Origin of the sequence: Lepagella muris (assembly GCF_004793975.1) — a bacterium.
Classification (GTDB): Bacteria; Bacteroidota; Bacteroidia; order Bacteroidales; family Muribaculaceae; genus Lepagella; species Lepagella muris.
Map to the genome: position 1 here is coordinate 93,479 of NZ_SRYB01000011.1, position 16,243 is coordinate 109,721.

Consider the following 16,243-nt stretch of genomic DNA (forward strand, 5'->3'; position numbering starts at 1 on the left):
ATCTCCGCGTTCTCCGTGGTGGATTTACCGCAAAGAACGCAGAGAACGCAAAGTTTTATATAATTTCTCTGCTTACACCTTTTGGGTTTAGTATCAGTATAACTGAAATTCTGTCATAATCCAGAATTGGTCGTTGTTATCCTCAAATTCAATCTTCTTATAAAGACGATACGTGCCCGGTTTGTTATCATTGAGAGCAGGACGCATTCCCACCTTAAATTCATGGTTACCACCCTTCCTCAAACTGAATCCAATGGAATTATAGACACCTTGAGATGGAAGTTTATACCAAGTTCCATCTTCCCCTTGATATGCCACCGTATAATTTTCACCGAAAGATATAGATCTTGAACCATAATTTTTTAATGAAAAAGAGACAGACTTGGAATCTTTCGGAAATGAATCGGCAATAGGCAACAAGCTGATACTGTCAGGAGAGATATCAGCCCTTACAGGAATATTGATCTTCTCAGGTTTTTCCGGACCCTCAAATCTGATATGTTGGGAGTCACATATTTCTTGCCGGAACTTATTCCTCCACCGTGGAGTATTAATCATCATGTATACATGAACACAATCACTACCTATTCCCCAAGAATAGACATTCTGCCGAATAGGATTGTCTAATGATAATGCATCAAACCGGTTGGCTATATAATCATTCAGGTAATATAAATCCTTGTCAGTAGGAGGCATAATTGCATGTTCATCTTCATTAAGGATTTCTTCAGTAGAAACTGTTTCTGTAGCTTCTGCCTGTTTTGTACTTACTGTATCATAATCTGCAAGAACAGTATCTTTGGTATCCTCAACAGCAATTGTAGAGATTTTTTTTGATTTATTACACCCTTGAAACGTCACCGACAAAACCGATAAAACTACAAAAAGAATCACAATCTTTATAGACTTCTCACACATAACACATTATCAACAACTAAAATATTCACATAATCATATACTTTCTCCAACACACTATCCATCTGCAAATTTACAAAAATATTCCATACAAACAAACTCCAACAATCCATCAAACACATTTCTCCGTACACTCCGCGTTACCCATGGTTTATTTCTTAATTTCACTAAGAAATTTCTTCTTTTCTTGTATTTCTTCGTGCGTCTTTTTTACCAATTTCTAAAGTTATTTCTCAATGCCAAATATTCTCATATTTTCTTGATTATACCAAAATTTCAGGCTAAATTTGTACTTTCGCTACGAAAACGGCTCAAATTTTAAATATAATACAAAATGATAAGGGAGTTTTGGATTGAAAATTATCTGTCATTCCGAGGATCCTATCCGTCAATGTATAATCATTCCTCAATCAGCCGAGTATAACCGTAAAACCAAATAAAATAGACATTATCAGATGATCACATATATTGAAAAAGGAGACATTTTCACCTTAACCGATGTGACAAGTTTTGCACACGGATGTAATTGTGCCGGAGCTATGGGTAAAGGCATAGCATTACAATTCCGTAATAAATATCCCGAAATGTATTTGGAATATAAGGAATTGTGCAAAAACGGGGAATATATTCCCGGAGATGTGTTTGATTACGATTATGGCATAGGACACATATATAACCTTGCCACACAGCTCACATGGAGAACCAAAGCTAAGTTGGAATATATTGAAAAATCGGTAACCAAGATGTTGGACCTGGCATCAGAAGAAGATGTAACCAAGATTGCCCTTCCTGCCATTGGAGCCGGATTGGGTGGTTTGGAATGGAATGATGTGAAAGATGTTTTGGAAAAAGCATCAGCCAATTATCCGAATATCGAATTATATGTAGTGGAATCCTATCAGAGCGGTAACACCATCTCCGAATAATCAGATACCATGCTCTCAGCGTTCTCCGTGGTGGATTTACCGCCAAGAACGCAGAGAACGCAAAGTTTTTATATAAAATCTCTGTGACCTCCGCGTTCTTGGTGGTAGTTATTTCAGAAGTTGTATCCGATGCTAAAGGTCACTCTGTTCTCATGGAATTTGACATCGGAGTCACTTAGCATGTTGAGCATGCCGATGCCACCACTCACTCCAAAATATAAATTTTGATACGTGATGCCTGCACCGGCTCCCCACAGAAGATCCACGCGGTTCATGCCCCCGTTATCCCCATACGCACTTTCCGACTCATCTATCACCATACCCTGAAAACTACCCTTGACATGCCCCTTGGCGGAAAGACCAATCTCCAGTTCCGGACCAGTGAACAACGACAGTTTCACATCATCCGTAAAGTCGAAATGATAACCTGCCATCACCGGAATACGCATACCGAATTTCCTCATACTTGCACTCTGTATGACGATATCCTCCTCAATATCCATTATCGAGAAATCTTTGAATGAATACGTATTATAATAGAATTTCAAACCTGGTTCTATATAGAAGTTCGCAACCACAGGGAAATTGTAGATTCCACCAAACTCAACACCACCACCATTCTTGAATGCACTCACACTGAAGTTTTCCACCGACAGCTTACCGGGACACGTGATTTCACCCCCAAGACGGATACCGAAATAACCCTTATTATTCGGATTGTCAACCACAGGATTTTGCGAAAACATCGGCAATCCCGACAAAAGCAACAATGCAGCTGAAACGTGATACTTTTTCATAATAAGATATGCTATTGACCTTCTGACTCTAAGGCAAATTAGTTTATAATATCGGAAACGTGAGCCAAATATACAATGTATCAATCTTCAAGTCGTAGGAAACCATCAGCGCAATTTTACGTTTAGTGATTTTCATATATACCGGAATCTCAAGACACGCATAACGTTTCTTATCTTTCTGGAACATCCTTCCCGAGAATAATCCAAATCATTGTTATACTATTCAACCGCAAATTTATAAATTTATCACAAAAAAATCAAAGAAACAAAGAAATTTTCTTGCAGAAAAATATTTTCTTAATTTCTTTTGTTTCTTCGTGCGCTTTTTATCAGAACCGACACATCAGTTCTATCACTATTTTGTTTCTGTCAGAGATCCCAGACGTTATTCCGGGTTTGTAGAAATATTGCTCATAGTTTATTCGCAAATCGGCATACATCGACCGGCTCCCCCAATGCAGTGTGGCACCAAGCGTCATACGATGACGCCCATGATCATTTATGACAAGATTCCCCGAATCATCCCGCACACCGTCGCTATGATCCGACATGTAGTCATAACGACCTAATGCCGATATGCCACTAAAGATCCTCTTCAAAGGAAAACGACGTGCAACAAACGCATCCACCGCATTAACTGAGGAGAACTTACCGGAATAATTCTTTCGCAGATATTCCCCTTCTATGTGCCACTTAGTGTCGTCATAAAATGCTCCTATATCCCACATCATAATCCCAACACTGTCCGGCGATATCCGCTGGCATCCGGCAACCACCGTCACATTATCAACAACGGCTGTAGCCTTGACTGAGAAATTATACCGCTTTGTCCAGAAATTCTTCTGATCCGTCAATCCCGAACCGTTGAATATGCCGGCTTCAAGAGTGATTGGTACCCTCTCCCCAAATCCATACATACCAGTCAATCCCACATCCCTTACATTACCCACCTGCTTTGCGATGAACGAACGGTTGGCAAAATACTGCTGATGTGGCGAGCGATGCGCATCTATCGTAAACGGCACCCGCATCTGCCCCGCCGTCAGGGATCCGCGGAACGACCGGGCAGACAGACGACAATAGGCATCAAGCATCCTTATGCGACCCTCATCAGAAAGGTCGATCTCAACCTTATACCCCACCACAGGAAGAATCTTCCCGGTGATGCTCATGCGGGCATTTCTCACCTCAAATCGTCCTGCCGAAATCTGAGGCTCATACTCATACTTCGCCCTTACCGTGCCGTTTATCACCGGGCGATAGTCTACCTCCTCGGCATTCACACTCATACAACTCATTGCCAGCAGAACGGCAAATACTGTATTAAGAAAACGCATACTCTTCATCAGAATCAACAGGTCGGTTAAATATGGTCGGAATACGGATTGGAGTCTCCGGCGACAACATAAGTTTTGCATCTGCCCTCAGCAACTTGCGAAGACTCGACACTATCTCCTGCATCTCCTGAAGCATATTGACGTAGACGTAGAGCACACCCATATCCTGCGACTCACCCTGACGTATCTCGCCATACACTCGTCGGCATAACAATGACAGACGATTCTTCAGATTGTCGCAGCTACTGCGCAGACCGATTACCCGCGAAGGTTCAGGATTTCCCAACAATCCGATGGTAGTGTGGAAAAGACCGGTTGTCTCCTCACACAATGGAATGGCAAGTTCGGCATATCCCTTCGGCAACGGACGGAAATGGTTGTCGACATGCTCATGGCATACTTCCGCGATACGTAGAAGATTATACAGTATCCCCATCTGGCAATTGCTTGCCGTATGGAACCATGTGTTCATCTCAATCGCTACGTCCGGCTCTACATGGCGAAGGCAAAGCGTGGATTTTCTACGGTTGCTCTTCAGCACATCCTTCTGCTTACGCATGCCGACAATAGCCTTGTCAAGCTGACGGGAATTATCGGAGAAGAAGCCGGATATGATGTTTTTCTGCGTTTCCATAGCAAACTCCAGAAACAGTTTCTGATTCTCGGCAAGGTACAGTTTCAGAAGATTCCAAGCCTTGCGCTTGTCGCCGGAAGCAAGGATACTCTGGAAGAGAGTGTTCTCACTTGCCGTCTCCTCCTTGCGTCGGCGAAGATTGCTATGTAACAGAATCACCACTGCGACTACTGCAACAACCACAATCGCTGTGGCACCCCCAACATGCATGATGCTTACGATCAGTGCTGCTCCAATAAAGGCTGCCCCGGCTGTAATGAACCATCCGCCAATGACTGAAATGACGCCTGTGATGCGGAACACTGCCGATTCGCGACCCCAAGCACGATCGGCAAGAGACGTGCCCATCGCCACCATAAACGTGACGTAGGTCGTTGATAGAGGCAGTTTCAGCGATGTGCCCAAGGCGATAAGCATACCTGCGAGCACAAGGTTGATCGAACCCCTCACAAGGTCAAACGCAGCACCATTATAAAGTATCGCACGGTTGGTATCAAGCCTTCTCCCAACCCAACGTCTTACCCCCTCCGGAGTGTGGGATACAATCCAGCCCGATACGGCAAGAGCCCATCCCACGATTCTACGCGCGAGTTTCGACGAACCGAACATCTCCTCGCCACTATCCTGACGCGACAGATTGACTGATGTCTCCACCACTTTCTGAGCTTTCCTTGACGTTGCCAACGCCACCACCATAATGACGCCCGCCCCGATTAGGAAATATACCGGGGTAGATGCTGCCCCTGTCAATGAAGTCATAAGAAATGCGTCGGGACTACCTCCCCCATGTGCTACATAATCCTGCCACGAGGCAAAACCAGTCAGCGGAACACCGATAAAATTCACGAGGTCGTTACCGGCAAATGCCATGGCAAGAGCAAATGTGCCGAAAAGCACTATAATCTTGAATACGTTCACCTTCAGGAAATGCAGACACTGCATCACCAATGTAGAAACCACAAAGCAAACGCCCATCAATATGCCTGTATTATCACTAATCCATCCCTTCACTTCGGGAGTCATGAACGTCAATCCTTTCGCACCTTTAAGTATCAGGAAGTAGACGATAGCTGTCGTGGCTATTCCTCCGAATATACCGATCTTCCATGAGAGACCTTTCTTGTAATCAAACGAGAACCACAATCGGCTGAGATATTGCACCAACGTACCGAAAAAGAAGGCAATCGCCACCGACAAGAATATGCCGAGAATAACCTCAAACGCCTTTTCCGTGTTAAGAAGATGACCGAGCGACAGCTCAGGATTCCCGGCTATCTTGAAAAGGGCGACAGCAAACGTGGCACCAAGCAATTCAAACACCATTGAGACGGTCGTCGATGTGGGCATTCCCAGGGAATTAAAGATATCCAGAAGGATTATATCCGTGACCATCACAGCCGTGAATATGCACATCACGTCGAAGAACGACAGCTGCTCAGGTCTGAATATGCCATTACGGGCAATATCCATCATGCCGTTGCTCATCACCGCGCCCAGGAAAATCCCCACGGCGGCGATAATGATAACTGTCTTGAACGATGCGGCACGGGAGCCGATTGCTGAATTGAGGAAGTTGACCGCATCATTGCTGACCCCCACAGTGAGGTCAAACACAGCGAGTACAAAAAGAAAAATAACAATGCCGATAAAAACATACTCCATAGTATTACAGTTTATTGTTTCTATGGCAAAGTTCTCAAGATTTTATTTCATAAATCTTACCGAAATGTTTCAAAAATGTGAAATTGAAGTTATCTATGTTCCCGGTAAAGTGATCAGGAACCGGAGTCCACCCTCCGGATGATTACTGACCGTGATAGTGCCTCCGTGGAAGAGTATCGTATTCTTCACGATTGAAAGCCCAAGCCCAGTGCCTCCCGAATTTCGGCTACGTCCGCTATCCACACGGTAGAATCGCTCAAACAGACGCGAATGATGCGACTCATCCACTCCTATGCCATTATCCCTAAAATCAATAATCCATTCGCCTGATACGGAGTCATGGGCAGTGATACTTATCAGCGATGCACGTGAATAGGCGTTGGCATTCGATATAAGATTTCTGAATACAGCGGAAAGTAGAGAATAATTTCCAACCGTCTTCATCTCCGACGGGATATCCAGCCTTATGGGTATGCCGGAAGCAGAATATTCCTCCACCACCGCTTTTATCAGAGTTGAAAGATCTATAGGCTCTTTCTCAATCATCGACTGCCCATCTTCAAGACGAGTGATGGTGGAGACATCGGCAAGCAGCTGCTGAAGACGCCGGCAATTATCATAACAACGTCCTACAAATACATCCTTCTTACTTTGCGGCAGATCCGGATGCTCGATGATAGTCTCCAGACACACCTGCATCGCAGCCACCGGAGTCTTCAGTTCATGGTTGATGTTATTAGAGAGTTGCCGTTTGATCAGATTCTTCTCATGTTCAAGTCTAAGCGACTCCTCATGTTGCCTGTCGCGCTCCATCATCGCCTGCTGGAGATTGGCATAAAGCTGCACTATATGACCGGAAATATCCCCGAGCTCATCATGTGGGAAAGGATCGTCGCCATAAATCTGCTCCCCACGTTCCGCCTTTGCAGCAAACTGATTGAGACGCGTTATCGTATGCCCGATCTTACGGGTGGCATAATACCCTATCACGCTCATCACCCCAGCCATGCCAAACATAAACCAAAGGAACGCACTGTCAGCCTTCAGCATTTCGCGAACACTCATCGTATAGGGAGCGGCAGTCCTTACGATTATGGAATCGTTAGACATCGCTGAGTAGAAATATGTGTCGTTGGTGGTAAACGAATGTCTACGTCGGGCAAAACCGATGCCGCTGCGCAATGCATCCCTTATCTCCGGACGGGAAAGATGATTCTCTGTCGGCAAGGTGTCAAGCGTGTTGTCAAACACGACCCTGCCGTCATTATTGATGATAGACACCCTCAATTCCTCAAACGGCTCCTTGCATCCGGCAAGATATTCTTGTGGCGACACACCGTTCATCACTGCATCCGCAATCCCCACGTTATATAATTGCAGACGCTCATTAAGCTGCTCCGCCTTATATTTCTTCTCGCGGTCATACTGAAATATCACAAAGCAACCCATGAACAGTCCCAGGAACGACAGTAGCCATAGAAACAGCCGATGATGATACGTGATTCTACTCGAAGCCATAGCCGTAGCCCGAACGGGTGATTATATGTCTGCCGTATGGATGAAGTTTCGTGCGCAGGCGCGTGATATTGACATCGATTGTGCGGTCGAGCACAATCGCCTCCCTCTTCCACACGCGGTCAAGTATCTCCTCTCGTGTGTATATCCTGCCGGGAGTGGAGATAAGTAGCGATAGTATCTCAAATTCTTTCTTCACGAGTTTCACCTCCTGCCCGTCGACCATACATCGCTTGAATCTCTTATCCACGGTTATCCCCTTATAGGTTATCACATCCTCCTCCGCATCCTTTTTTGGAGTCGCCGGAGAGGCAGTCCGTCGGAGCACTGCCTTTATCCGTGTCAGAACGTTGCGTATCGTGTAAGGCTTATATATGTAATCATCAGCACCCAAATGGAAACCTGTCACCATGTCATCCTCCGTATCTTTTGCTGTGCAGAAAATAATCGGTATGGAGGCGGTGGCGGCATCGCTCTTCAATCTCTTTGCGAATTGAAAACCGTTTGTGCCATCCATCATCACATCAAGCACAATCAATGAGAATGAGGGCAGATCCAAATCCATCGCCTCATCAGCACTATATACCTTCATGGCGTCATACCCCTCCAGCTCCAGATTAAACTGAAGAGTATCCGCGAGAGTTTCATCATCCTCTATAACCAATATTTTCACTGCATCCATAGATCAAATCAACTATTAAGACTGAAGTCTTGACAACTTCATTATGGAGCATAAAATTGTCAAGACTTCAATAAACATGTTTCAAGCAACATCATCCTCCGATGCAAAGTTACCACTTAATAATCTAAATATCCTTATCCGATTAAATCTTTAATAAAAATTTAATAAAATCCACAACGTCTTTGACTCACGTCTTTCAATGGATCTCACGTTTATCCCATGATGGATGTGCCGGATCCTCCGCCACAAGTGCCTCCGCAAGATCTATGCCCAATGCCTCGGCAAGCATCTTGCCATACTCCTCATCCGCATTATGGCAAGCCCTGACATGACGCTGCTTTATAAAGAGGGGCACCCCCTCCATCTGAGTGGCAGTATTGCTACACGTCGCCCTCTTATCCTCCGCGCTCATAAGACGCCATAACTTTCCGGGCTGCGTGTAATAGTCATTGTCATATTCCCTTTCATCATAGTTATACATATCACCATGCAGCTCCAACGGAGGTTCCTTTCTTGAAGGAGTATCTTGCCATTCGCCATAACTGTTCGGCTCGTATGATATGGTTCTGCCGCAATTGCCATCAGTGCGCATCTGTCCGTCGCGATGATACGAATGGAACGGACATCTTGGACTGTTCACTGGTATAAGGTTATGATTGACACCAAGACGATAACGTTGCGCATCACCGTAGGAGAAAAGACGTCCCTGAAGCATCTTGTCGGGAGAGAAACCGATGCCGTCGACGATATTTGCCGGATTAAAGGCAGCCTGCTCAATCTCGGCAAAGAAATTCTCAGGATTACGGTTAAGTTCAAGGATACCCACATCACGAAGCGGGAAATCCTTATGATACCATACCTTTGTCAGATCAAACGGATTTATATGGTATTCCTTCGCCTCATCCTCAGTCATAAGCTGCACCTTCAGTTGCCAACGTGGGAAATCCCCTCTCTCAATGGCTTCAAAAAGATCACGCTGATGCGACTCCCTATCCTTGGCGATGATAGTCTCTGCCTCACTGTCGGTAAGATTCTTTATACCCTGCATGGTGATGAAATGGAATTTCACCCAAGTGCGTTTGTTATCCTTATTTATAAAGCTGTAGGTATGGCTACCGAACCCGTGCATGTGGCGGAACGAGGCAGGTATGCCACGCGGCGACATCGTTATCGTCACCTGATGCAACGCTTCGGGCAAAAGCGTCCAAAAATCCCAATTGGCGGCAGGATTACGCATACCGGTGCGTGGGTCGCGTTTTATGGCATGATTCAAGTCGGGAAACTTCAGAGGGTCACGCAGGAAAAACACAGGAGTATTATTCCCCACCAAATCCCAGTTGCCTGCATCCGTGTAAAATTTCATTGCGAATCCTCGTATGTCGCGTTCGGCGTCGGCTGCTCCACGTTCGCCAGCCACCGTTGAGAAGCGCACGAGACATGGCGTCTGTTTACCCACCTCTGCAAAGATAGAGGCTCGTGTAAACTCTGTAATATCATTTGTGACGGTAAACGTGCCGAATGCACCGGAGCCTTTGGCGTGCATACGTCTTTCCGGTATCACCTCACGATCAAAATGGGCTATTTTTTCAAGATACCACGGATCATTGACAGACATAGGTCCTCGCAGACCAGCAGTCTGTATATTCTGGTTGTCGGCGATTGGGCGACCGTTTTCTGCGGTCAGTCTTTTCTTATCCATACAATCATAATTTATTTTATAATGAAATCAATAACACAAGATGATTTCTAAACAATAAAATATTACCTACGTATTATGGCAAGAGTATTTTTTCAGACTTTTTTATTTTTTTTTGCAATTTGCAGGAGATTTAAAATTTCATTAATTTTGCAATGACTTATGTAATGACCTACTTTTAACGGCAAACTTTATAACGACAATCTCACTATAAACTATAAACAATACTCTATAAATCATACACATGAATCAATTCTCAAGATTGTTGTTTGCAACAACACTATTCGGTGTGTCGGTATGCGGAAACATTTTAGCGGAATCCGTAAATATCACGGCAATACCGTCAAAAGGCGCATTCCCCATTGTCGGGACACGCGGTGAGACAACCTCCTTCGTGGTTGACCCTGCCGATGCGGAAGTGGTAGCCACCGTAGCCGGAGCCGTCAGCGATGACATACGCCTGATAACCGGCAAGACCCCTACACTGACAAATTCATTGAAAGGAGTAAAATATCCTATCATAGCCGGCACTATCGGAAAATCCTCTTTCATCGACAAACTGGCAGCTGAAGGAAAAATCGACACATCCGACATTGCCGGGAAATGGGAGGCATACGGACTTGCAGTAGTGGAGAAACCGGCAAAAGGGGTTGAACGTGCTCTCGTAGTCTACGGCAGCACTCCGAGAGGCACAGCCTACGCTCTGTTTGAGATCTCAAAACTGATGGGGGTATCCCCTTACGTATGGTGGGCTGATGTGACGCCGGAGAAACGTAATGCCATTTATGCCACGCCGGGAAAAACCGTGGTAGGTGAACCGTCGGTGAAATTCCGTGGAATATTCATAAATGACGAGGATTGGGGACTGATGCCATGGGCGGCAAAAAACATTGATGCAAAGTATAACAATATCGGACCGAACACGTATGCCAAGGTGATGGAACTTCTGCTACGCCTACGCGCCAACGTGCTATGGCCCGCGATGCACCTATGTTCGCAAGCATTCTGGGATAATAAGGAGAACATACCTGTCGCAAAAAGATATGACATCGCCCTTGGGTCAAGCCATTGCGAACAGATGTTGCGCGATAATGAATGGGAATGGCGACGATATGAGGATGGATCTGGCACTTACGACAACTGGAACTACGTGACCAACAAGGATAAGATTCAACGATATTGGGAGGAACGTGTCGCGGAGAGTAAGGGGGTATCAGCAATGTACACACTCGGTATGCGCGGTGTGCACGACTGGGGAATCAGCGGCTACCCCTCCACCGAAGATAAGGTGCGTGGATTGACTGAAATCATCGGCTATCAACGTTCGTTGATAAAGAAGCATATCGGAGAACCTAACTCCGTGCCGCAGATTTTCATACCGTATAAGGAGGTGCTTGATGCCTATAATGCCGGGCTACAGGTGCCGGAAGACGTGATTCTCACATGGGTTGATGATAATCATGGCTACATCCGTCAGCTTCCCACCGAGAAGGAACAGCTCCGCAAGGGGGGACACGGAGTGTATTATCATCTGTCGTATTGGGGCACCCCATCCGACTATCTGTGGCTCTCATCCATCTCCCCCTCCCTTATCAGCTATGAGCTTGTGAAGGGGTATGAGAACGGCATACGCGACCTTTGGGTGATAAACGTAGGCGACATCAAGCCGGCTGAAGAGGAATTGGAGTTCTGCATGGATCTGGCGTGGGATATTGACGCATGGCAACCGGAGAACGCCTACAGATACAGTCGTCATTGGGCTGCAAAGACTTTCGGTGAAGACGTGGCTGACGACATCGCCGACATCAAACTTGAATATTACGAGCTTGCCGCTGCAGGCAAACCGGAACACGTATTCGGAGTAGCATACAACGACAGCGAGATGGATCAGCGCATCAGTCGCTACCGTCAGCTCGTGGATAAGGTGGAGACACTGAAATCCCGAATACCGGAGCGATTGGAGGATGCTTTCTATGAACTCGTGGAATATCCGGTGAAGGGTGCGTACCTAATGAACGTCAAGACATTCCGCGCAAAGCAGAGTTTCACGCTTGCCAATGCCGGACAACGCGAAAAGGCTCTTGCTTATTCCGATGAGGCTCACAAGGCATTCGACAGTATCATTGAATTGACCGAGAAGTACAACAAAGGGATTGCCGACGGCAAATGGGACGGTATGATGGACTATAAGCCAAGAAATCTTCAGCAATTCTTCATGCCGGAGACAGCATCCGCTGCTGGAATATCATCTTTGGCTGTGGAGATGCCGACTGAGTCTTACGACCGCATACCGGCGGTACAATATTCTGCCGTATCGGAAGGATTCAAAGAGTTTAAGAATCTTGGAATATCCGGGAGCAGCATTGCAGTATGGCGTATGGATAACCGCAATTACTCCTCCGCAGAGATTTCTGAAGCTCCATACGTGGAATATATCGTGCCGGTAAAGAGTGGTGAGAATATGATAGAGGCACGTTTCCTCCCGACTTTCCCAATACATAGCGGCGATTCGCTTGACGTGGGCATAAGTATAAATGGAGCAGAGCCGGAAGTGCTGTCGCTGAAGACTGTCGCAACGCAAGGGAAATGGCACACCACAGTTATGCAAGGGTTCAACGATGCCACCGTAAGGTATGACGCCAAACAAGACGGCAACGTGAAACTGCGTGTCTCGATGATGAATCCGGGGATAGCTCTAAGTGAGATCTATGTGCGTTACCCTGCCGACAATTCCACAAGCCTTACCGACAAACTACTGATAAATCCGGACTTTGAATATGATTCCACAGGCACTCTCAATACTGACGGAGACACCCAACGTGGCGTGCCTTACGGATGGAACATAGTCGGTAATCTTGCCGGAAACTCTTTCGGAATCAATAACGATGCAAAAAACTACAACGGTAACAATCTCTGCTGGATGAACTCCTTCCCTATGCCGGAGGAGTTTGAACTGTCGCAAACCATCGAATCCGGTAAACTGCCGGAAGGCACCTACCTTGTGCGCTGCCGACTCTGGGTGGAGGAGAACAAAAAAGGCACCTGTCGTCTGTTTGCTAACAATCAGGTGCAATACTTCGGATTTGAGAGCGACTACCCCAATCTGCTGACACCCGGAGAGGATAACACTTTCGCGGGCTACACAGGAAGTAATTCCGACAACTTCCAACTGAAAGAGATGGCAGTGGCAGTACGCATCAAAAATGGGGAAGACCTCAAGATCGGTATCCGCACAAGTAACAAAAAGAAAGACGGCACCTTTGACTCCACCGGTAACAACGGCTGGTTTAAAGTAGACCACTTCCGCCTCGACCGCCTCAACTAACCATAAAAGCATACCTCTCAACATGTGAAAAACAACATAAAAGCAGATTTCCCGGCAACCGCATGTCGGAAAATCTGCTTCCTTTATTATCTGCTTTCTTTATTATTTGTCGGAGAGCTTCATGTTGAGGGGGATGTTTAGGCGTACCCAGAGGGAGGTGGGGATAAGTCGCCAGAGGGAGGTGAGGATACCCCATCGCCAATCGACAGTGGCGACGCGTTTGCCCCGTAGCATGGCTTTCATTATACGCGGCACAGCGTAGTCAAGCGTCATCTCCATCGGATAAGAGTAGCCTTCCTTCAAAAGCGGAGTGTGGATCCAACCCGGACGTATGTCGCAGAATTTTATCGATGCACCCTCGTTGTTGGCAAGCTGATTCAACGCTGTCAGATAAGTCTGCTGGAATTTCTTAGATGAGGAATAGGCAGCAAGCTGAGCGATACCTTTAGTACCTGCCACCGACGTGACAGCCGCAATCTTCCCTTTCACCTTATTATCGCGGAAATAACGGTAAGCCTCCCCTATCATACGGGCAAAACCTATCACGTTTGTCTCAAGCGTCTTCATCTCCTTATCTTCCGAGAGTTCAGTATTATCATACCCCACTCCCGACACATGGAAGTAGACGTCCATACCCCCCATCTCATTGATAAGAGCCGTAAGTCTCTCGGTAGCCTTCTCCCTTGTTATGTCGATCTGAGCCGTGAAAATATTATCCGGATAATCCGATTTAAGAGCATTCAGAGAGGCAACGTTTCTTCCACACGCACCAACTTTCCAACCCTTTTCCGCCATTCTCTGCGCCACCAAGAACCCGATACCGGAAGTGGCACCCATTATAATAATCTTATTCATATATAAATTCCGTTTTTACATTAAACGGATTTTCACAGCTTTCAGTTTAAAGAAAGACCGATTCTGCGGTGACAACACATCAGAACCGGTCCTCTTTCACAAGTCAAAAACACACAATTTTTCACAAAAATTGCAAGAAGCAGTCAAGTTGACAGAATCTCCAGCGTACGACGGCATCTCTTTCCGTCAAAAAACTTATCCAGCACCAGACCAAACACATCGCCGGGCGAGACAAAATCAAACAGCGTCATGCTTGACTTCAGTTTCAGCACATCAATGCCACTCCCCATCAGCACCCTTATATCCTCCTGCGAGTTCAACAACTCATTCGAGATTTCCCTCAGCCGTTTACCAAGAATTTCATGACCAAGATAAGCCACAGCCTCCTCTTTTCCTTCAATCCCATAATAATTGGCATTGGCAGTTCTGCCCAATCCCCTGAGTTGCGGAAACACATACCAAATCCAATGGCTTCTCTTCCCGCCATTACGGATCTCCTGCAACGCGACATCATACGTCCGCTCCTGCGCCATAACAAATCTATCCAAGTTTTCCATAATAAAAATCGCTTAAATGATGATATTACCAATGAAGCCATTACAACTTCATTACATCCGCAAATTTCGCAATAAAAAACCGAATGCCCCAACATCCTGCAATATATCAACAAATCCGACCCTCCTCCACCCCTATTCCCCTGCAACATTGCAACCTCAAAATTGAAAAATCTTAAACTTCATTACAAAAAAGCATCTGATTCTGATGTTTCTTTCCAAGACTCACCAAAATCAGACGCTTAAAAAACATAATACATTTCAATTAAAAATCACATCTTGCAAAACACCTTCCTAACCTTATCAACCGCCATATTAGCAATCACGGCAATCTGTTCTATCGGCAAACCGGCTTTCATCATATTGATAATCATCTCAGTTTCCCTCTCCTCTCGTCCTTCCTCTCGTCCTTCCTCTCGTCCTTCCTCTCGTCCTTCCTCTCGTCCCTCTGCTTTAGCGAAAGAGAGTTGACCGACAATATCTCGATAGGCCTTCAGATCTGCATCATAATCCATCTTATCTTCGTCACTCAGATTCGCGTATGATGCCACCGATGACAACCGGTGGAAAAGTCTATCCTTTTGTGTGAATGGCATTGTTTCCATAGTACTCATGTTGTTAAATATATAAAACCACTGATCTATCTTCTCACTGCAGTCCTCCGGTTTATCCTTACCGAATAACGGAAGCTGTATGAATATGTAACGTTGCTTGTCGCTGATCGGTTGGTGTGTCCGGAGGTCACACAACGCGGCATCTATCCTAAACTCATCCTTAAATTGTTCAAGACAGAAATTCATGAACGAGATGATGTATATCGGCTCAAACTCATACAGCCAGTCCGACCCTACCTCTCCTTGGTCAACTATCGCTTTCGAGGCATAATATACCATTCGGTCAATGTAATAATTCTGGCTACTGTTCTGCATCTCGACAGTAAAGCGTTTCCCATTTGTTGTCTGGCAGTGGATGTCATAGATTACACCCCTCTCCCTCTTACGTCTCCGGCTCTTCTCCTTGTCAAGATACTGAAGGTCGATAATCGTGTCAAATCCCGGCTCATCCTTCAACAGGTTGTTGAGGAAATCAATAAGGAAGTCCTTCGACTCTTCCCTACCGAATATATACTTGAAACCGAAATCGGTCATCGGATTGATATAAGTAGACATTGCAATAGCGTTTTGGTTTGCACAAAAATAGACATTAAAATCCATTTACGCAAACTTTTATCACAGATTTTCAACGGTTTTTCAACACATGAAAATATCCCTGTCACCATCACTCAACTCATCCATCAACATCCACTTTCACCTGTATCGGGTGCATCTCCTATTTAAAGACGACA

At 45.6% G+C, this 16,243-nt stretch carries 12 protein-coding genes; 2 read left to right on the forward strand and 10 right to left on the reverse strand.

Features of this window, described 5'->3' with window-relative positions; genetic code table 11:
* Positions 1-93: 93 nt before the first annotated feature.
* The gene (locus tag E5331_RS09270) at positions 94-894 is read right to left on the reverse strand and encodes an immunoglobulin-like domain-containing protein (RefSeq protein ID WP_135985559.1); all 801 of its coding nucleotides are present in this window, start codon (positions 892-894) and stop codon (positions 94-96) included.
* A gap of 476 nt (positions 895-1,370) precedes the next feature.
* Between E5331_RS09270 and E5331_RS09275 the strand changes: the two genes are divergently transcribed.
* Positions 1,371-1,841, forward strand: coding sequence for a macro domain-containing protein (locus E5331_RS09275; protein ID WP_123482021.1), 471 nt, complete (start codon positions 1,371-1,373; stop codon positions 1,839-1,841).
* 113 nt (positions 1,842-1,954) lie between these two features.
* Here E5331_RS09275 and E5331_RS09280 read toward each other — a convergent pair whose 3' ends face one another.
* From E5331_RS09280 to E5331_RS09305, 6 genes are all read right to left on the reverse strand, one after another.
* Positions 1,955-2,638, reverse strand: coding sequence for an outer membrane beta-barrel protein (locus E5331_RS09280; protein ID WP_123482020.1), 684 nt, complete (start codon positions 2,636-2,638; stop codon positions 1,955-1,957).
* Between the two features lie 329 nt (positions 2,639-2,967).
* Positions 2,968-3,984 carry a porin gene (locus E5331_RS09285; RefSeq protein ID WP_275441153.1) on the reverse strand — a complete coding sequence of 339 codons (1,017 nt, stop codon included), beginning with the start codon at positions 3,982-3,984 and terminating at the stop codon, positions 2,968-2,970.
* Entirely contained in the window at positions 3,962-6,271 is a 2,310-nt protein-coding gene (locus E5331_RS09290) for an inorganic phosphate transporter (RefSeq protein WP_123482019.1), read from the reverse strand. Before E5331_RS09290 ends, E5331_RS09285 begins: the two co-directional genes overlap by 23 nt.
* A 93-nt stretch (positions 6,272-6,364) precedes the next feature.
* Entirely contained in the window at positions 6,365-7,789 is a 1,425-nt protein-coding gene (locus E5331_RS09295) for a sensor histidine kinase (RefSeq protein ID WP_123482018.1), read from the reverse strand.
* On the reverse strand, positions 7,776-8,468 hold the full coding sequence (locus E5331_RS09300) for a winged helix-turn-helix domain-containing protein (RefSeq protein ID WP_123482017.1): 693 nt from the start codon (positions 8,466-8,468) through the stop codon (positions 7,776-7,778). The genes E5331_RS09295 and E5331_RS09300 overlap by 14 nt, the downstream gene beginning before the upstream one ends.
* A 196-nt stretch (positions 8,469-8,664) precedes the next feature.
* Complete coding sequence (locus E5331_RS09305; protein WP_123482016.1) at positions 8,665-10,167, reverse strand: catalase; 1,503 nt, start codon at positions 10,165-10,167, stop codon at positions 8,665-8,667.
* Between the two features lie 241 nt (positions 10,168-10,408).
* Between E5331_RS09305 and E5331_RS09310 the strand changes: the two genes are divergently transcribed.
* Positions 10,409-13,489, forward strand: a complete 3,081-nt coding sequence (locus tag E5331_RS09310; RefSeq protein ID WP_123482015.1) for a glycosyl hydrolase 115 family protein — start codon at positions 10,409-10,411, stop codon at positions 13,487-13,489.
* A gap of 102 nt (positions 13,490-13,591) precedes the next feature.
* On the opposite strand, the gene E5331_RS09315 is transcribed toward E5331_RS09310, so the two are convergent.
* From E5331_RS09315 to E5331_RS09325, 3 genes are all read right to left on the reverse strand, one after another.
* A complete protein-coding gene (locus E5331_RS09315) occupies positions 13,592-14,344 on the reverse strand; it encodes an SDR family NAD(P)-dependent oxidoreductase (RefSeq protein ID WP_123482014.1) in 753 nt (250 codons plus the stop codon).
* A gap of 143 nt (positions 14,345-14,487) precedes the next feature.
* Entirely contained in the window at positions 14,488-14,901 is a 414-nt protein-coding gene (locus tag E5331_RS09320) for a DUF1810 domain-containing protein (RefSeq protein ID WP_123482013.1), read from the reverse strand.
* Positions 14,902-15,170: 269 nt separating this feature from the next.
* Positions 15,171-16,067 (reverse strand): Rpn family recombination-promoting nuclease/putative transposase, encoded by an 897-nt coding sequence (locus tag E5331_RS09325; protein ID WP_168355193.1) that lies wholly within the window; start codon positions 16,065-16,067, stop codon positions 15,171-15,173.
* Positions 16,068-16,243: the final 176 nt, after the last annotated feature.

What these genes read in the sequence shown, in the direction of transcription:
- E5331_RS09275 (WP_123482021.1), top strand. Translation starts at nt 1,371, where the DNA reads ATGATCACATATATTGAAAAAGGAGACATTTTCACCTTAACCGATGTG.
- E5331_RS09280 (WP_123482020.1), bottom strand. Translation starts at nt 2,638, where the DNA reads ATGAAAAAGTATCACGTTTCAGCTGCATTGTTGCTTTTGTCGGGATTG.
- E5331_RS09285 (WP_275441153.1), bottom strand. Translation starts at nt 3,984, where the DNA reads ATGAAGAGTATGCGTTTTCTTAATACAGTATTTGCCGTTCTGCTGGCA.
- E5331_RS09290 (WP_123482019.1), bottom strand. Translation starts at nt 6,271, where the DNA reads ATGGAGTATGTTTTTATCGGCATTGTTATTTTTCTTTTTGTACTCGCT.
- E5331_RS09295 (WP_123482018.1), bottom strand. Translation starts at nt 7,789, where the DNA reads ATGGCTTCGAGTAGAATCACGTATCATCATCGGCTGTTTCTATGGCTA.
- E5331_RS09300 (WP_123482017.1), bottom strand. Translation starts at nt 8,468, where the DNA reads ATGGATGCAGTGAAAATATTGGTTATAGAGGATGATGAAACTCTCGCG.
- E5331_RS09305 (WP_123482016.1), bottom strand. Translation starts at nt 10,167, where the DNA reads ATGGATAAGAAAAGACTGACCGCAGAAAACGGTCGCCCAATCGCCGAC.
- E5331_RS09310 (WP_123482015.1), top strand. Translation starts at nt 10,409, where the DNA reads ATGAATCAATTCTCAAGATTGTTGTTTGCAACAACACTATTCGGTGTG.
- E5331_RS09315 (WP_123482014.1), bottom strand. Translation starts at nt 14,344, where the DNA reads ATGAATAAGATTATTATAATGGGTGCCACTTCCGGTATCGGGTTCTTG.
- E5331_RS09320 (WP_123482013.1), bottom strand. Translation starts at nt 14,901, where the DNA reads ATGGAAAACTTGGATAGATTTGTTATGGCGCAGGAGCGGACGTATGAT.
- E5331_RS09325 (WP_168355193.1), bottom strand. Translation starts at nt 16,067, where the DNA reads ATGTCTACTTATATCAATCCGATGACCGATTTCGGTTTCAAGTATATA.